This is a genomic window from Mesorhizobium sp. WSM3860 (assembly GCF_002294995.1).
Classification (GTDB): domain Bacteria; phylum Pseudomonadota; class Alphaproteobacteria; order Rhizobiales; family Rhizobiaceae; genus Mesorhizobium.
This window is the reverse complement of sequence record NZ_NSGF01000004.1, coordinates 299,500-317,246: the sequence shown is the minus strand read 5'-3', so window position 1 is coordinate 317,246 and position 17,747 is coordinate 299,500. Positions and strand designations below refer to the sequence as shown.

General features: G+C 64.3%; 15 protein-coding genes. 9 read left to right on the top strand and 6 right to left on the bottom strand.

The annotated features are described in order from the left end of the window. Positions 1 to 8 precede the first annotated feature (8 nt). From CK220_RS10365 to uxuA, 3 genes are all read right to left on the bottom strand, one after another. The gene (locus CK220_RS10365; protein ID WP_095811426.1) at positions 9 to 1,253 is read right to left on the bottom strand and encodes an MFS transporter; all 1,245 of its coding nucleotides are present in this window, start codon (positions 1,251 to 1,253) and stop codon (positions 9 to 11) included. Then, positions 1,250 to 1,462: a hypothetical protein gene (locus tag CK220_RS32245; protein ID WP_210201416.1), complete on the bottom strand. Its 213-nt coding sequence runs from the start codon at positions 1,460 to 1,462 to the stop codon at positions 1,250 to 1,252. The genes CK220_RS10365 and CK220_RS32245 overlap by 4 nt, the downstream gene beginning before the upstream one ends. 144 nt (positions 1,463 to 1,606) lie before the next feature. Continuing rightward, positions 1,607 to 2,791, bottom strand: coding sequence for a mannonate dehydratase (gene uxuA / locus CK220_RS10355; protein ID WP_095811425.1), 1,185 nt, complete (start codon positions 2,789 to 2,791; stop codon positions 1,607 to 1,609). A gap of 189 nt (positions 2,792 to 2,980) precedes the next feature. Here uxuA and CK220_RS10350 point away from each other — a divergent pair, with 189 nt between their 5' ends. The 5 genes from CK220_RS10350 (at position 2,981) to CK220_RS10335 (ending at position 7,087) form a co-directional block, all read left to right on the top strand. Continuing rightward, positions 2,981 to 3,709, top strand: a complete 729-nt coding sequence (locus CK220_RS10350) for an FCD domain-containing protein (RefSeq protein ID WP_245429078.1) — start codon at positions 2,981 to 2,983, stop codon at positions 3,707 to 3,709. A gap of 17 nt (positions 3,710 to 3,726) precedes the next feature. Further along, positions 3,727 to 4,512 (top strand): SDR family oxidoreductase, encoded by a 786-nt coding sequence (locus CK220_RS10345; protein ID WP_095811424.1) that lies wholly within the window; start codon positions 3,727 to 3,729, stop codon positions 4,510 to 4,512. A gap of 39 nt (positions 4,513 to 4,551) precedes the next feature. Next, on the top strand, positions 4,552 to 4,749 hold the full coding sequence (locus CK220_RS31340) for a hypothetical protein (RefSeq protein WP_141245106.1): 198 nt from the start codon (positions 4,552 to 4,554) through the stop codon (positions 4,747 to 4,749). Positions 4,750 to 5,183: 434 nt separating this feature from the next. Beyond that, the gene (locus CK220_RS10340) at positions 5,184 to 5,864 is read left to right on the top strand and encodes a WecB/TagA/CpsF family glycosyltransferase (protein WP_245429090.1); all 681 of its coding nucleotides are present in this window, start codon (positions 5,184 to 5,186) and stop codon (positions 5,862 to 5,864) included. Then, positions 5,861 to 7,087 (top strand): NAD(P)/FAD-dependent oxidoreductase, encoded by a 1,227-nt coding sequence (locus CK220_RS10335; protein WP_095811423.1) that lies wholly within the window; start codon positions 5,861 to 5,863, stop codon positions 7,085 to 7,087. The genes CK220_RS10340 and CK220_RS10335 overlap by 4 nt, the downstream gene beginning before the upstream one ends. A 99-nt stretch (positions 7,088 to 7,186) precedes the next feature. Here the strand turns inward: CK220_RS10335 and CK220_RS10330 are convergent, their stop codons facing one another. Beyond that, entirely contained in the window at positions 7,187 to 8,344 is a 1,158-nt protein-coding gene (locus tag CK220_RS10330) for a GNAT family N-acetyltransferase (RefSeq protein ID WP_095811422.1), read from the bottom strand. Between the two features lie 281 nt (positions 8,345 to 8,625). Between CK220_RS10330 and CK220_RS10325 the strand changes: the two genes are divergently transcribed. Continuing rightward, positions 8,626 to 10,101, top strand: a complete 1,476-nt coding sequence (locus CK220_RS10325) for a hypothetical protein (RefSeq protein ID WP_095811421.1) — start codon at positions 8,626 to 8,628, stop codon at positions 10,099 to 10,101. Here the strand turns inward: CK220_RS10325 and CK220_RS10320 are convergent. Next, the gene (locus tag CK220_RS10320) at positions 10,087 to 11,181 is read right to left on the bottom strand and encodes a glycosyltransferase family 4 protein (RefSeq protein WP_095811420.1); all 1,095 of its coding nucleotides are present in this window, start codon (positions 11,179 to 11,181) and stop codon (positions 10,087 to 10,089) included. The genes CK220_RS10325 and CK220_RS10320 overlap by 15 nt on opposite strands. Then, positions 11,178 to 12,590, bottom strand: coding sequence for a lipopolysaccharide biosynthesis protein (locus CK220_RS10315; RefSeq protein WP_095811419.1), 1,413 nt, complete (start codon positions 12,588 to 12,590; stop codon positions 11,178 to 11,180). Before CK220_RS10315 ends, CK220_RS10320 begins: the two co-directional genes overlap by 4 nt. 239 nt (positions 12,591 to 12,829) lie before the next feature. Between CK220_RS10315 and CK220_RS10310 the strand changes: the two genes are divergently transcribed. The 3 genes from CK220_RS10310 (at position 12,830) to CK220_RS10300 (ending at position 17,709) form a co-directional block, all read left to right on the top strand. Beyond that, the gene (locus tag CK220_RS10310) at positions 12,830 to 14,989 is read left to right on the top strand and encodes a GumC family protein (RefSeq protein ID WP_095811418.1); all 2,160 of its coding nucleotides are present in this window, start codon (positions 12,830 to 12,832) and stop codon (positions 14,987 to 14,989) included. A gap of 20 nt (positions 14,990 to 15,009) precedes the next feature. Next, on the top strand, positions 15,010 to 16,116 hold the full coding sequence (locus tag CK220_RS10305; RefSeq protein WP_095811417.1) for a cellulase family glycosylhydrolase: 1,107 nt from the start codon (positions 15,010 to 15,012) through the stop codon (positions 16,114 to 16,116). Between the two features lie 66 nt (positions 16,117 to 16,182). After that, complete coding sequence (locus tag CK220_RS10300) at positions 16,183 to 17,709, top strand: hypothetical protein (protein ID WP_245429075.1); 1,527 nt, start codon at positions 16,183 to 16,185, stop codon at positions 17,707 to 17,709. Positions 17,710 to 17,747: the final 38 nt, after the last annotated feature.

Sequence of the window (17,747 nt, the reverse complement as noted above, 5' to 3'; positions counted from 1 at the left end):
CAAGGGCGCTAGCGGAGACCGCCGGCCATTTTCAAGCTCTCCGGCAAGTTTCGCAACCACAGCATGGCGGCCGCCCCGAGAAGCGGGCCCGGCACCAGCAGCAGGAACGCCCAGCGCCAGCCGCCGATGAACTCAGCGAAGCGCGGCGTCAGCCAGATGGCGAGCACCGTCAGCGCAAAGCCGGCGCCAAGCTGCACCGACAGCGCCGTGCCGACGAATCGGCGGTCGCCGAGCTCGGTCACTGCGGCGGAGAATTGCGCCGAATCGCCGATCACCGAAATACCCCAGACGACGGCGACCACCATGAAGAGCCAAAGCGGCCCAGCAAACAGGAAGCCCATTAGCATAGCGCAGCTTCCCGAGACGATCATCATGCCGGCGGTGGTCGCAGTTCTGCCAATGCGGTCCGACAGATAGCCACCCAACAGGCAGCCAAGGATGCCGGAGGCGACGACGAAGAAGGTCGAAAGCGAGGCGGCAGCGGCCGATCCGATCGCCTGCGCCTCGAATGCCGCGCGCGTATAGGCAAGCAGCCATGCCCACATGGCGTAGAGTTCCCACATATGGCCGAGATAGCCGAGATTGGCCAAGAGCAGCGGCCGCTCGCGAAACACCTGCCCGATGCGCGATGGCTCGAACACCGCCTTGCCAAAAGGATAGGGCCCTTCCCTTGCGAACAAGAGAAACAGCAGCGCGCCGATCGTCGTTGCTAGACTGGCGGCCGCGACCACCGGCCGCCAGTCGAGCGCGGTCAGGACAGCGCGAAAGAGATGCGGCAGCGCTGAGCCGATGGTGAGCGCGCCTATGACTGCGCCGAGCGCCAGCCCCCGGTCGCGCGTGAACCAGGTGGCGACCAGCTTCAGCGCCGGCGGATAGACGCCGGCAAGTGCTGCGCCGGTGACAATACGCGCGGCGATCACGCCGCCCGGCCCGGGATTAAGCAGCAGGCTCGCATTGGCGAGCGCAGCGACAAAAGCGGGGGCCGCCATCAGCCGGCTGAGCCGCACCAAATCGGGAAGGTTGACCAGGCTCGCCGCCAGCGCACCGATCACGAAGCCGACCTGAACGCCGTTGGTCAGCCAGGCCTCCCCGCCGGCGCCGAGCGCAAGCTCCTGCTTCAGTTCGGGCAGGATGGCGGTGGCCGAAAACCAGGTCGTCAGCGACAGAACGACCGCCAGGCAAAGCAGTGACAGCACGCGCCAGCGGCCGCCGTCGGCCGCCATGCCAACCGGGCTGCCGCTCACCGCGCTCATGCGCCCTGCAGCGGCACGGTCAACACGGCCGCCGCGCCGGTGAAACAAAGCTCGCCCTGGCCGTTGCGCGGGCTGGTCTCGATCTTGCAGATCGGTTTGTTGGGGCGCAACTCCTTGACCTCCACACGTCCGGTGATCTCCTCGTCAACGCCGACCGCCTTGACGTACTTCCAGGCGACTTCGAGAAATACCGTCCCCGGCCCGGGCAAATTCCTCCGCGATCAGAGCATTGAGAATACCAGAAGTGATGCCGCCGTGGACGAAGAGCTTGCCGAACACCGATTTCTCGGCCAGCGCGCCGGCATCATGCAGCGGATTGCGATCGCCGGTAATGTCGGTGAACGCTTCGATCCCTATGCCAGCCCGAACCGTTCGACGGCCCGCATGATGCCGCGCAGTTCGGCGAGGCCCTTCAGCCTGCCGATCAGCGAATAACCGGGGTTGATCCTGGTCTTGCCGATGTCGTCGGCGAGCAGATGTCCGTGATCAGGCCGCATCGGAATGCGCCAGTCGGCGCGGCCTTCCTGCCGACGGCGCGCTTCCTCCTGCATCAGGGCGAGGATGACATGCGCCATGTCGGTGCCGCCCTCGAGATGCTCGGCCTCATAGAAGGAGCCGTCGTCCTCGATGGTGACGTTGCGCAGATGGACGAAATGGATGCGGCCGGCGAACTCCTTGACCATGGCGACGATGTCGTTGTCGGCGCGCGTGCCGTAGGAGCCTGTGCAGAAGGTCAGCCCGTTTGCCGGGCTGTCCTCGGCATTGAGGATGAACCGCGCATCTTCGGCCGTCGAAACGATGCGCGGCAGGCCGTAGAGCGAGAAGGGCGGATCGTCGGGATGGATGCACATGCGCACCCCTTCCTGTTCGGCGACCGGAATGACCTCGCGCAGGAACCAGGCAAGGTGGTCTCGCAATTCCTTCGGCCCGATCGAATCGTATTCGGCCAAGGCCTCGCGAAAGCTGTCGCGGTTGTAGCTGCGCTCGGTGGCGGGCAGTCCGGCGATGAGGTTGCGCTCGATCCGGTCGATTTTCTCTTCGCCGAGCTCGTTCAATCGCGCTTCCGCTTCGGCGATGCGCGCGGCGCTGTAGCCGGTCTCGGCATTCCGGCGCTTCAGCACGAACAGGTCGTAGGCCGCGAAATCGATGGCGTCGAAACGCAATGCATAACCCGTCGTCGGAAGCCGATAGGCGAGATCCGTGCGGGTCCAGTCGACCACGGGCATGAAATTGTAGCAGATCGTCGCGATGCCGGCCTTGGCCAGCGCGCGGATCGTATCCTTGTAGAAGCCGACATAGCGGAGCCGTTCCGGCGAGCCGATCTTGATCGAGTTGTGGACGGGAATGCTCTCGACGACCGACCAGGTCAGCCCCGCCGCCTCGATGATCCGCTTGCGCTCCACGATGTTTTCCAGCGGCCAGGCGCGGCCGTCATAGATGTCGTGCAGCGCCGAGACGACGCCGGTCGCCCCGGCCTGCTTGACGTGATCGAGCGTCACCGGATCGTCTGGGCCATACCAACGCCAGCACTGTTCCATTTGCTGCCTTCCTTTGAGAGAGAAGCGGCAACTTATTGTTGGACCACGATGAGAGTCAACCGACTATATCGGCTTCTCGGAAGCTATTCGGCCGACAGTTAAGACCGAAAAACTGATCGAGACAGCGCAAACTCGATTGTTTTCCCGAAATCTTACGATATCCTGGTCCAACAATTTAGGAGATCGTCATTGGAAAACTCTCAGGCCGTGCGCGAGAACGCCCGCCGCCGCGCTGGCGGCAGCTCGGCGGTCGACGCCGCGGCCGGGCGGATCCTGGATCTCATCCGCGCGCGGCAGCTGAGTGTCGGCGACGTGCTGCCGACGGAGCGCGAGCTCAGCGAGATCACCGGCGCCAGCCGCAACACCGTTCGCGAGGCTTTGCGCGCCATCCGGACCTACGGGCTGATCGAACCGAAACCCCGCGTCGGGGCGGTGCTCGCCGACGGGCAGAGCATCGCCATCCAGAATTTCTTTGCCGCGCATATGGATGTCTCACGCTCCTCCTTCGCCGACATTCAGGGCTTCAGGCGCATCATCGAAGTCGGCATCGGCGATCACATCGTGCTCAACGCCACCAACGAGCAGCTCGAAGCGCTCGACGCGGTCAACGCGCGGATCGTCGAGAGCCGCACGATCGAGGAGGCCGCCGAGAATGATTTCGACTTCCACATGGCGCTGATCGGGTTGGCGGACAACAGCATGCTGTCGGACATGTATTCCTTCCTTTCCCCGGTGATCCTGCGGATCATGACCATCGGCAAGGAAATACGCCCGGTCCTGGCCGACACCCGCGCCGCGCATGGCGAGATCATCGCCGCCCTGCGCTCGCGCGACAGGGTGGCCTACGCCTACCTGATGAGCCGCCATCTCGATTTCGCCCTGCGATTCCTGCCGGAAGAGCCGGCTTCCGACACGTGACTGAAGGAGTTCCCGCAATGAAGGATTTTGTTGGCAAGGTCGCCCTGGTGACCGGGACGACGGGAATCGGTCTGGCAACCGCCAGGCGCCTGGCCGCAGGCGGTGCTGCGATCATCGCCTGCGGCATCGACCGCTCGGCCAATGCGGCAATGAGAGCCGAGCTGGAAAGCTCCGAAGCCGGCGCGCTGGTCGTCGACACCGACGTCTCCGTGGCCGACCAGGTCCGCGACGCCGTCACTGCCGGGGTCGCACGGTTCGGCGGCCTCGACGTGATCGTCAATTCGGCGGCCGTCCATCCCTACGGAACCGCGACGACGACCGCGTGGGAAACGTGGAATAGGGCGATGACGGTCAATGTCGGCTCGATCTATCTCACGGCGCATTTCGGCATCCCCGAAATGCTCCGCCGCGGTGGCGGCGCGATCGTCAATGTCGCCTCGGTCCAGGGTTTCGCCTGTCAGCAGAACGTCGCCGCCTATGCCACGACCAAGGGCGCCATCCACACGCTGACGCGTTCGCTGGCGCTGGACTACGCGGCGGCCGGCATCCGGGTCAATTCGGTCAGCCCGGGCTCGATCCGCACACCCATCCTGGAGAAGGCCGCGCGCGGCGAAAACGGCAGCGATGCCGATGTCGAGGAAGCCTATAGGCGCTTCGGCGCGGCGCACCCGCTTGGCCGCATCGGCGAACCGGAGGAAGTGGCCGAACTCATCGCCTTTCTGTGCTCCTCCAAGGCGAGCTTCTGCACCGGCGCGGATTACAAAATAGACGGCGGCCTGACCGCCGGCATCGGCGTGAAATAGAGCCATGAAGATCAGGCTTGGCCTTTACCGGAGTAGCTGATGCCGGACAATTTCCGCTTTGCCGGTCAGGCCGGCGTCACGCATGTCGTTGTCACCTCACCAACTATTTTCGTGGCCGCTACCGTCATCCAGGATAGATCAGACGCTCATCGGCATGCCAATGTGGTCGCATCGGTGACGATCGTACCGCATTCGTTTCGAAAAAACGCAGCTTCAAATCACCCAAAAGCGATCTGAAGTCGAGACCAAAAGAATTCAACTAATTTGTATTTCGATTCAAATTTTCCATATTAACTAACTATTAACGTGTCGCTTAACTTTTTGATTTTTTTACGTATGGTGCCATGAAGGAGATAGTTTGAAATCCCGGAGAGTACGGCGACTTCTCCTATGCGAAAAGTTTTAGAAAGTTCAAAAAGAGATTTTGAACAAGACAGCGTTACGACCCGCGGATCGGATCCGCTTCACTCCAGCCAACGTTGACGTCCGCGAACCATGAGACCTCTCGTTTTCCTCGGTTGCAGCAACAGCCTTCGATCGGACGTCCAAGCGTGACCGCCGTGACAGCGCTGGGAGCAGCCCCTTCCCGGCAGGACCTGCCTGCATTGCCGACGGTGCAGCTTGGCGGGCTGCCTGTCACCGTGATCGACCGGCAGGGCGCCGCGCGCCTGATGCTCGCGGCGGCGCGGCAGCACCGCCATGGCAGCCGTCCCTACTACTTCACCTCCGCCAACGGCGAGGTCATCGCCCAGGCTCGCGCGAAGTCCGAGATCGCCGCCCTCTTCCGCGAAGCCGACCAGATCTTTGCCGACGGCCAGCCGCTTGTGCTCGCCTCGCGCCTTTTGTGCCGCACGCGGTTGCCGGAACGGGTGGCCACCACCGACCTGTTCCACGATGTGGCAAAGCTCGCCGAGAACGAGGCCGCGACCTTCTACCTGCTTGGATCGACGGAGGCCGGGAACGCCAAGGCCGTGGCCGCCATCAAAGCCAGCTATCCGCGCCTGCGCATCGTCGGCCACAGCCACGGCTACCTCACCGGCGAAGCGCTCGAGAAAAAACTCGAAGAGATCGACGCGCTTGCACCGGACATATTGTGGCTCGGCCTCGGCGTGCCGCGCGAGCAGATCTTTGTCCGCGATTTTGGCTCGCGGCTCTCGAATGTCGGCGTGATCAAGACTTCCGGAGGGCTGTTCGACCATATTGCCGGCAAGGTCCGGCGCGCCCCGCTCTGGGTCCAGAAGGCGGGATTCGAATGGCTGTGGCGCATGTTGATGGAGCCGCGCCGGCTGTTCTGGCGCTACTTCACCACCAATCCTCGTGCCCTCTACGCCCTATTGAGGTATTCCCAATGACAGCCGAACATTCGCTTCGTCCGCTGCCGGAGGGAACCGAGACTGAGATCGCTGTCGTCGGCGGCGGGCTCTCCGGGACACTTGCCGCGACTCTCCTCGGCCGGTCGGGCTACGGTGTCACGCTGATCGACCGACACCCCGTTTTTCCGCGCGAGTTCCGTGTCGAGAAGATCGCCGGCGACCAGATCGACAAGCTGCGCCGGATCGGCCTCCTCGACAGTCTTTCCACGGCGGCCGCGGCATTCGACGAGATCGTCAACGTGCGCAAGGGGCGAGTGCTCGACCGCACGCGCGCCCGCCACTACGGCATTTTTTACGACGACCTCGTCGCGGCGATGCGGGCAGAACTGCCCAAGACGGTGCGTTTCGTTGCCGGCAGGGTGAGCGCCGTGGAGGCCGGGCCAGAGCGGCAGCGTGTATCGATCATCGGGCAGCCGGATGTGACGGCTCGCCTGCTTGTGCTTGCCACCGGCATGGGCGACATCCTGCGGCGCGACGTCGGCATCGAGCGCCGGTTCGTCCACCAGCGCCAATCGCTGACTTTCGGCTTCAATGTCCGGCCGGCGGGAGCAAGCGCGTTCAAGCATCCGGCACTGACCTACTACGGCGAACGCGTTTCGGACGGCATCGACTACCTGAACTTCTTCCCGGCCGGCGGCGTCACCCGCGCCAACCTCTTTGTTTTCCGCGAGCATACCGACCCGTGGGTCAAGGCGCTGCGCGACCGCCCGCGCGAAACGCTCATCGAAACGCTTCCCGGACTCCTCAAGACCTTCGGCGATTTCGAGGTCATCGACCGCGTCTCGAGCTGGCTCACCGACATCACCGTCGCCGAAAATTGCAAGCGCGACGGCGTCGTCCTGATCGGAGACGCCTATCAGACATCATGTCCGGCCGCCGGAACAGGCGTCAGCCGCCTCCTCACCGATGTGGAGCGCCTGTGCATGGTGCACGTGCCGCAATGGATGGCCTCGCCCGGCATGGCGGCAGCGAAGATCGCCACCTTCTATGATGATCCTATGAAGCAGGCGATGGATGAACGGGGGCTCGAGCTAGCCAATTTCCGCCGCAGCCTGACCATCGACACCGACCTGCGCTGGCGCGCCCGCCGGCAGGTTCATTTCAGCCGTCGCCGCATCCTGCACGAGATCGACAAGTTCAGCCCGAGCTTTGCAGCGCGGCTGCGCGGTCTCAGGCAGCCGAGGGTGGAAGCCGTCACCTGATTGCGGATCAGGCGGCGCATTTCGTTCAAAGTACGATTCGGCATAGGCGTGCGCGACCGCCTGACGCAAGCGTAAGGCGTCGGAACCCGACCGTTTCAATCAGGACGACTCGGCGGCCTCGTCGGCAGCCGGCGGCACGATGACAGCCGAAGGCTTGGCCGTCTTGACATGCGCGGCCTCCAGGATATGCCGCGCCAGCGCCTTTGCCGCCGGCAATTTCTCCACCGTCAGATGCGCCGCATAGCCGAGCGGACTTCCTGCACGGTAGATTTGCCACATCGGTGAAGGCCGGCCGCCGAAGACGCGCTTGTAGGGCTCGTCGCCGATGGTGAAATCGAGGTGGTGATCGCCCCGCTCGATGCAGTCGCGGGCGATCTGCTCGAACATCAGGCTGCCGATGGACTGCTTCCGGTAGCCGGCCTCGTCGAAGCCGCCGAGGATGACCAGGAGCGAGCCGCGGTGCTCGAGCCCGAGCGCGCCGGCGATCGGCTGGCCGTTCATCCAGATTGCATAGGTGCGGGCGAAGCCGCCGCATCCTTCATTGGCCACGGCCAGGTAGAAATCGAAATAGGAAGGCAGCTGTAAAAGGTCGGCGGGACCGTTGCTGCCGTCGAAGCGTTTGCCGCGATAGAGCTTGAGGGCATCGAATGTCGTGCGGACCGCGGCCGGGCCGTCAACGCATTCGAAGCGCGCCTCTCCCATGCGGTTGAGCTGCCGGGATTTCTTGTCCAGCTCCTTGCGATAGGACTGGTCCAGCCGCTGCTCGCGCCAGCTGGCGAATGTCGGCTCCAGCTTGCTGGAATAGGCGCTCATGCCCATGCTGTCGCGCTTGTCGACGCCAAGCAGGCGCTCCATCGCCAAGGAGCGGTCCGCCAGCTTGCCGATGCGCAGGAGATCGTATGGCCGCAGATGCTTGCGGATGGCGGCGACGGTGCGGGCGTCGGCAAGGATGCGGGAGAAGGTCTCCTCGTCGGCGACGGGCGAGACATAGTCCGAAACCCGCATATCCGCGAATTCCACGACCTTCAGCAGCGTGTAGCGGCGCCTCACCAGCGGCAGGACCATCGCGAGCCTTCCGCTCGCACGCACGCGAACGACGATGATCAGTGGCGTGGCGGCGCCTTGGCGCACGAGCCTCTCATAAAGTTGCGCGAGCCAAATCGGATGCTGAAAAGCGGTTGCCGCCGAGCTGGCGAAGAGCTCAGCGTACTCGCTCGAGCGGAAATCGAACGCATCCTCGGCAGTGACTTCAAACATGTGATCCGAACCGGCAGGGACAGCGGTCTATCGACGACGTCTTACGTTCCAGGTCAAGACCGACCGCCGCGATTGTTCGAATCTTGGTATATGCCGAAACCGCTAATGTTGCGTTGCATTGCCGGCCGGGCGGAGACCACAACCGCTTCGGGATCGCAAGTCGAACATCATGCCAAAAAAAGTAGGAATCCGATTTTGCGTGTAACGCCGATGTAAGTATTTTCGGCCAGTCTCTCGTTCCTCATTGTTGGAAATCCGAGCAGGACATAGCCGCGCAAGACATGCTGGCGATCGAGGTCATCGTTCCGCAATCGGCGCCCCGCCATTGGCAGCAGCTCGCCCTAGAGCGTCTGGAGGCGGACGGCCACGATGTCGCGGTGGCGCATCAGCCCGGGCCGGCAACCTGGCCGGCCGCGGCAAAGGCCGCCTTCCAGTTCGAGCAACGTCTTTTCCGCCGGCGCGGCCCCCTTCTCGGCTCCGCGGTGCAAGCAATCCCGGCACGGCCCGGCAGCCGCCCGGCCGTGTTGAGGCTCGATCTTGCCGGCGATGCCGCCTTGTCGAATGTTCCCACCATCGGTCTTCGCTTCGACGGATCCAGCGCCGATCTCTCGGCTGCAATTGCCGTCGCGGCCGGCAGGCTCCCGGTGATCGAGGCCGTGCTCGACGGAAAGACCGTGGTCGGCCGGGCGCGGCCCATGATCGACAAGCGCGAATCGACCGCACTCGGCACCGACGACGTGTTCGCCCGCACCATCACTCTGGTTCAGTCGGTCACCCGCGCGTTCGCGTCGGACCGGCTGCCACGAGAGGCAGTTGCTGAAATCCATGGTCGTGGCGAGCGAGGCCGGTTCACATCCGCCTATCTCGGCGCGGCGCTGCCGCGGCTCGGCCGGGAAGCGCTTCGGCGCGCGCGCTTCCGCCACGCGCATTGGCGTGTCGGCTATCGCTTTACCGATGCGCCGGGTGTCGCCGATACCGGCAAGCTCGGCACCGGCTGGTCGGTGCTGCCGGACCCGGGCGATCATTTCTATGCCGACCCGTTCCCCTTCTGGTGGCAGGGTCAGCCCTTCGTGTTCGCCGAGGACTATCCGCACGCGACCGGGAAGGCGGTCATTTCCGTTGTCCCGTTCGATGCAGACGGCGTGCCCGGTGAGCCTCGGGTCGTGCTGGAGGAGGCCCACCACCTCTCCTACCCGCAAGTATTCGAGCGCGACGGCGCGATCTGGATGCTGCCGGAGGCGAGCGCCAGCGGCAAGCTCACGCTCTACCGCGCCTCGGGCTTCCCGGACAGCTGGCTTGCCGAGACCGTGCTGGTCGAAGGCGAGATTTCCGATGCCACCTTGTTCGAGCATGAAGGCATGCTCTGGCTGTTCGCCACGGATCGTGACGGCCATGGAAGCACTTCCGACACGCTGGTGATTTTCTCCGCCCTCGCGCTTGCCGGTCCATGGCGGCCGCATCCGGCGAACCCGATCCTGATCGACCACCGCATGGCCCGCCCCGGCGGAGCCTTCGTCCGCAACCGCGACGGCCGCATGCTTCTTCCGGTCCAGGACGGGACGCTGGGTTACGGCGGCGGACTGGGCCTTTCGGAGCTGCTGGAGCTCAACCAGCAGACGATGCGGCTGTCGCCGCCGCTGCCGATCGATGCGACCGGCGACTTTCCCTATCCGAAAATCCACACGCTCAACCGGGCGGGGCGCCTGGAAGTGATCGACGGGATCGCCGCCGTGCGCAAGCGGTCAGGCAAGCAGTAGCGCCTCGTAGCCCGCGCACATCCTGGCCGGCGAATACTTGTCCCGCAGCCGCCGTCCCGCCTCCGAAAGCCTGGCCTTGGCTTCCGGCCGCGCAAACAGATCGCCAAGGCCCCTGGCCATGCCGGCGGCATCGGCCTCGACGAACAGCGCGGCCGGAGAGCCATCCTCCGCGGTCAGCACCTCGCGCAAGACGTCGAGGTTGCTTGCAACGACCGGCAGCCCGGAAATGGCTGCTTCGACGCAGGCGAGGCCAAAGGTCTCCGTCATCGAGGCAAACGCGTAGGCGTCACCGGCCGCGAGGAACTCGAAAATGCGCGCCGGCGGAACCTCGCCGACGAGATGCAGGCGGTCAGCAACGCCGCGGCTCTCGGCAAAGGCGACGAGCGCCTCGCGCTCCGGCCCCGCGCCTGCCAGCGCGACATGGACATCGGGCAGTCGATCGAGCGCGCCGACAAGCGCGATCTGGTTCTTCATCCGCGTCAGTCGGCCGGATGATACGGCCAGCCAAACGTCCTGCGGCAGGCCGAAGGCGGCGCGCGCCGCTGCCTTGTCGAATTCCTCGCCCGGCGCGGGTACGCCGTGATCGATGCGACGCATACGCCGCCGGTAGGAGCACGGATAGCGATCGAACTGCGCTTGCGTCCAACCGGAATTGACGACATTCGCCTGGTAAAGGCCGACCGTGCCCATCAGCTTGTCGATCTGGGAGAGCAGCCCCATGACGCCCTTGCTTTGCGGGACGCCGCTTTGGTTTGCGACGATGTGCCTGACGCCGGCCAGCCGGGCGCCGATCGTGCCGAAGATGTTGCCATAGTGTTGGTAAGTGATGACTGCGTCGGGACGGGCCGCGCGCAGATATCGCGCCAGGCCGATAGTCGCCCGGATCTGCCCGGGCAATCCGCGCGGTCGATCCGTCAGGACGAAATCCGCGTTGGGATCGCGGTCGTAGGCTTCGGTCTTGCGATACATGAAGACGGTGCGCACCTCGTGCCCGCGCGCCCGCAATCCCTCGCCCACCATATCGGAGATGCGCTGCGCCCCCGCTGCCTCCGCCTGGGTCTGCACTTGGACGATCTTCACGTGCGCCCCTTCAGGAGGGCATGAGGCACCAGCCCGATCCTGTCCAGGGACAAGCCGAGGATCGACGGGTTGATGCCGATTCTGCGCCGGGCGATCAATACCCCTAAGGCCGTCCATGCGATGACGGTTCCGGCAATGCTGAGTGCCGCGCCTATGGACCCGAGGTAGTAAGTTGCCACGGCCGTCACGCAAAGTCCGACAATGTTGACGACGACCAGCACCTTGAAGAGCGCATGCTGCAGACCCGTCAACTGCAACAGGACTTCGATCGGGCCGCAGGCGGTGCCGAACGTCGCCCCTATGCCGAAGATGACGAGCGTCGCCCTCATGGTCGGCGTCGCATAGGCCGGATTGAAGATCGACAGGATGAAGTCGCCGAATATCCAGAAGGACGCCAGCACGCACAGCGCAATGGCCGAGCCGCCGAGCGCGGCGAGGCTGGTGATGCGTTGAACGTGAGCCCTGTCGCCGCTGTAGAAGGCAGCCGATATCTGCGGCGCCAGCGCCTGGTTGATGCCGTTAAGGGCAAGGGTCACGAAGCGCGTGGTCCGGTCCGCCACGAAGATCGCGCCTGCCGACTCTGGCCCCAGGATCATCGCCACGAGCAGGGTGCTGACCTGGCCAAGCGCGGGCGGCAGCGAGGTGACGCCCCACAGGCCAAGCGTCACCGTCTTGAATTCCTGCTTTTGCCCTTCCGTGAGACCGCCGCGATCTGACCGCGCCGTGTCGCGCACCAGCACGATTGTTTGCGGGACGACCGAGAGGATGAGCAGCAGTGCCGTCAGATATGTCGCCGCGATCGCATCGATCTTCACTTGCATGAAGTGCAGCGCCGCAACGGCGGCGATTGTCGCCGCGCGCCAAATGATGTCTCGCGGCAGCAGGCCGGATATCAGCGCGTTTTTGGCCCTGAAAGCGCCCGAGGTAAACTCCGACCAGCCGAGCGAGAACGACAGCACAGCCGCCGCCACGCATAGCGGCAGCCATTCCGGCGTTCCCCTGCCGATGAAGGGCAGGAATCCCACCACGATGATCAGCAGGCTGGTACCGACAAGCCCGGCCAGTGCCACGAGAATGGCGCGTGCCATCAGCCCGTGAGCCGAGCCGAGATCGCCCAGCCCGGCATATTGAGGCCAGAACCTGAGCACGGTGCTCTGCTGGCCCACCGAAGCGAAGAAAGAAACCAGGCTCGCGCCGGCGTAAGTGGCACTGTAAAGGCCGAACTCGCGTTCGTTCGTCACCATCGCCACGGCCACGAACATCAGGAAGGACAGGCCCGCGCTGGCAAGCTTGATGATGCCGGCCACGGCGCCGCTCTTGGCAAGCGCCGTGACCGACATGCGCATGTCGGTCGCCGGGCTGGCCGCTGCCCCCGAGGCGGCCTCGCGGTTCCCTGTATTGTCCTTCAACCTCGCCTCCTGAGACGATCGGCGATGGGCTACCCCGCACCTACGACGACGCTCAAAACCCGATCCTGCATAAGCAAAATGCCGCAACCGCGCCAGCGCGAACGCTTCGCATGGTTACCGGCATCGCCAGCGCCGAGCCCATCGTCACGCCGCCACCCTTAACGGATGGCTAACGATAATCCTTAATAATGTGGAGACGAGTGAGGTCGTGAAATCGCGGCTCTCGACGAGGAAAATCGATGAAGCCAGCCAGGATCGACGAGCGCACTCTTCCGCCGCTGTTCGACATAGGTGCCGTGTGGGCCATTCTTTGGGCGCGTCGCGTGATGGTGCTTGCCATCGCCGGCGCGGCAGTGCTGCTGGCGCTCTCCTATCTTGCGGTGACCAAACCAAGCTATACCGCAACGGCCTCGATCCTGATCGACCCTCGCGACACGCGCGCGACCAATTTCAACAACGTGCTTCCGGGGATCGGCTCCGACAGCGCCGCCATCGCCAGCCAGGTCTTCGTCATCCAGTCGCCTGACCTCCTCGGCGCCGTCTTCCAAAGCCAGAAGCTCGACAGCGATTCGGAATTCGCCGGCGGCGGCCTGACTTCGCGTCTGCTGTCGCTGTTCGGAGCCGGCGCAAGCGCGCCGCAGGACGCCGCCTTCAAGCGCTTCCAGAGCAAGGTATCTGTAGAGCGCGAAGGGCTGACCTACGTCATCAATGTCAGCTTCACGTCACCGTCGCCGGAAAAGGCCGCGCGCATCGCCAATGCCATCGTCGATCAGTACCGGGCAGGCCTGGTGGGAGAACGCGAGACCGCCAACAGCGACGTGAATACGCTGCTCACGGACAGGATCTCCGGCCTGCAGAAGGACGTCAGCGACGCCGAGCGGGCGGTCGAGGATTTCAAGACGAAATACAATATCGTGAATTCGACGGATGGCGGCACGCTGCAGTCGCAGCTCGATCAGTTGACGACGCAGCTGATCGCCGCCCAGGGCGACGCCGACCAGGCCAAGGACCGGTACAATCAGGCGCTGGCTGCGGGCAGTTCGCCGGCCGGACTCGCCAAGCTTGCGGATATTCTTACCTCCACCTCGGCCATCAAGTTGCGCGACGACTACAACCAGCGCGCCACCGAGCTTGCCAGCCTGCAAACCATGTACGGGCCGCGTCACCCGACCATCGGACGGCTGCAATCCGAGTTGGAGCGGTTGAAGCGGCTGATGGCCGCCGAGGCGGATCGCATAAGGCAGCAGTTGAAGGCCAGCTATGATCTTGCCGTGCAAAATGTCGGCAAGCTGCAGGACAAGCTCGAAGCCCTGCGCCAGCAGTCGACGAACTCGAACATCGCGCAGGTGCAGCTGCGGCAGCTGGAATCCAAGGCCCAGGCGGCGCGCGCCGTGCTCGACGACTATCTCAAGCGTGCGCAGGAAACGTCGCAGATGCAGGGCGTGCAGACTTCCGAAGCGCGCAAAATCGGCGTGGCCTCGCCGCCTGTCCAGCCAACATGGCCGAAGCCCGTCCTGCTTCTCTTGGTGAGCGCCGTTCTGGGACTCCTCGCCGGATGCGGCCTCGCTCTGACGCTTGGTCCGGTCCCGCAGCCGCAAGAGGACCCGCAGGCGCCGAAGGACGCCGTGCCGGAGCCGGCCGTGGACCGTAAGGACGGCGCGCCGGTCAGCCCCCGGCCATTGCCGATGCCAGCCAATTTCGGCGAGTACCGTCTGCCCGGCGTCGCCGGCGGGACCGCCTATTCAAACATCAAGGCGATCAGGAAACAGCTCTTCCAGACCGGAAACGAAACGCTTTCGCTCGCCGTCCTGAAGATCATGCGGCAGATGGTCTTGCACCTGAACGACCACGGCAAACCGTTCGTCATCCTCGTGTCTTCGATCCACAGCAGTTTCGAGGCAAGGATTGCGGGCGCGATGCTGGGCATCGGCATGCAACGGGCCGATCAGAATGTGCTGATGGTGGAAATTGGCGATCATCTGTCCAGCGCGACGACAGACGGCGCCGGATTGTTCATCGATGGCGCGACCGGTCTGCAGACGGTCGTGTGCAGCTCAGTGGCGGAAAAAAGTCCTGGCGTTGCCGATCGCAACTCGTTCCGTGGCATTCTGGCCGAAGCCGGGAGCGCGTTCGATTTCGTGCTGGTGATCGCGCCTTCGCTCAATGAGAACGGCTGGAATCCGGAGCTCTTCGCCAAAGCCGATCTTGCGCTTCTGGCGCTTAGCCCCTCCGAGCAGCCTTCGGAAGCCGCCAGGCTGCTCGCGCAAAAATTCGACGCCGGCCAGATCGGCCGCAGTGCCACTCTTGTCGTCGCGCCGGACGGCGCGCGGCCGGCCGGGGCGATCGACAGTCCGCGAGCGGCCGGCGAGCAGCGCCGCAGCGCCGCTGCCCGGGGCTAGACCGTGGAGGCGGTGCATCGATGACATCGCCGCCCAAGGTATCGAGGCGACAGGCGCTGGCCTTTGCCGCCGGAGCCGTTTTCGCCGCTTCCCCTCTGCCACAATCCGCTGCGCTGGCGACGGCCGGCCACGTTCCATCGCGCGGCTTCAACCTTCCCGGATGGCTCGACCGAAACGATGGGCTTGCTCCCGCCACTGCCACGCTTGAGAAGCTTCGCCAATCAGGCTTCGAAACGATCCGGCTGCCGGTCAACGGCGATCTCGTCTCCAGCGGCGACCCGGCAACGCTTCGCCGCATCCAGAACGGGATCAGGGATCTTGTCGGGCTGGGCTTTTCGGTCCTTCTCGACATGCATCCTTCTGGCGAGCTCGTAGCGGCTTTTCGAAACGATCCCGAGGTGGCTGCGGGACGAGTGCTTCAGGCCTGGATGGCGTTGCGTGTCGTCGTTGCCGACCTGCCTGCGGAGTGGGTCTATCCCGAGCTGCTGAACGAGCCACCCATGGAACGGAGCGCCTGGCTGGCGCTGCGGGAACGGATCGCCGCAGCGCTGCGGGCGAAATGTCCGCGCCACACGCTGGTCTGGGGACCGTCACGGTTTCAGGGGATCTGGGAAATCGCCGGCACGCCGCCGCTCGCCGACGACAACCAGATTGCCGCCGTTCACTATTACGCCCCCATGGCCTTTACCCACCAGTGCGAGAACTGGGATGCCTCGCCGCTCGCCCGCATCGCGGACTTGCCCTTTCCCATAAGCAAGGAAATGGCCCAGGCGAGCCGGCTTATCTCCAGACTGCGGTCGGCCGGCGACGAGGAAGCCGCCAACCTCGTTGAAGAGGAATTGTCGGCGCCTTGGACGGGGGCGCGGATCGCCCAGGATTTTGCCGATCTGGCGCGCTGGTCCACGACCAATGGCTGCCCGGTCATGCTGAACGAATTCGGTGTGCTCAATTTCTGCGTGGATGCCGAAAGCCGCGCCTCCTGGGTACGCGCCGTGCGCAAGGCGGCTGAAGCGCACCATGTGGCATGGACCTATTGGGAGCTCGATCAGGGTTTCGGCTTCATCAGGAGCAGGCAGAGCGTCGAAGGATTCGACGGCTCGATGATTGCCGCGCTCCTTGGAGGTTAAGCCGGAAATGGACGACAGGCGCCATCTACGCTTGCTGGGACAAGCGACGGGCGGAGTGGATCAGCGATGAGCACGACGCAGGTCTCTTCGCCCGTAGGACTGGGATTGCCGGGCGGCAGGGATACGCCCGAAACCTTGCTGCATGTCGGCACGGCCCTGCTTGTCGTTGCGCTCGCCGTCTCCGCATTTGCCGTGTGGACGCCGTTCGGGATTGGCGCGACCTTCGTGCTGACGCTGATCGTTTCGAACGCGATGCCTTCGGGCGTTCCGGTGCTGATCATCTGCGCCTTTCTCTTCCAGAACCTCGTGGTCGCCTGGTTCACCCCCTACATTCCCGACAACGACACGTTCGACGCGCTGCGCGGCACGAATTTCATCATCCTGATGACCGCGTTCGGCATTTTCCTGGCCGCCTCATTTCAGGACCGCGTCCGCGCTTTGACCGAGTTGCGACCGTGGCTGCTGCTGAGCATGGTCCTGTGCGGAACGATTTGTTTCTATTTCGCTCTCGGCGTCGTGCATGGCGGCCCCAAGGACGCGGTCGTCTATTTTCGCAACACGATCACGCCGCTCGCCTGCTTCCACGTCGCGGTCCTGGCTGCCAGCCTTTATCCCGTCGATCTGCGCAAGAGCATGCTCTGGCTCGGCGCCGGCGCGATCATCTATGGCTACGCGGAACTGACCTTCACCATGGATTTCCTCGGTCTCTTCCACGGCGACCAATATGTCGAGCGCAGCATATCGCGGCAGGTCGAGACCGGCGTGTGGGAAAAAGCACTCCAGGAAACCGGTTTCGTCTACCGCGGGATCGAGGACGTGATGACCACGACCTTCTTCAACACGCCGCTGTTCAACGACATCCTGCCAAGCGTCTTCCGCATCGGCGGCCCGAACTTCCATCCGATCAGCTATGCTTACGCCTTGAGCATCATTTCGGCCTGGCTCCTCTTCAAAGGCCGATGGGTGCTGCCTCTCGCGGCTCTGCCGCTGCTGCTCGTCATCGGCTCCAAGGGCGCGACCTTCATGCTTTTCGTCGCAATTGCCGTGCGGCTGATCTACAGCCCCTCCCGCGCCGGTCTGGCGCTCATGGCCGCGATGGCCCTGGCCGTGGTCTGGACGACGGCGGCGATCGGCTATGGCGCCACGCATGGCGACTATCACGTCCTCGGTCTGATTGCCGGCATGCGCGATTTCCTGGCCGATCCGCTAGGCCAGGGCTTGGGCCTCGGCGGCAACCTGTCGAGCACCAGCATCAATCTCAACTGGCAAACCGCCCAGGCCGAAGGCGCCGCCTCCGTACCGGTCGAGAGCGCGGTCGGCGTCATGCTTTACCAGATGGGCGTGGGGAGCCTCGTCTTCTTCGGCTTCCTGGCGGCGCTGGCCGTGGCATTGCGACGGCAGCTTATCCGAACCGGCGATCCGGATTTCCTGTTCGGCTTTGTCGGCATCGTCACCATATCGGCCAATGCCGTATTGCAGGAGGAGGCGTTCTACTCCCCTCTTGCCCTCGCCTTCTGTCTGCTGCTCGTGGGCGTCTCGCTGGGAACACGCTGGCGCGTGGCCGCGTCGGCAAGAGCTGGTTTGCCGGTCTGATTGAGCCTTCTCCGCAATTCCTTCAGGAGCCGAACAGC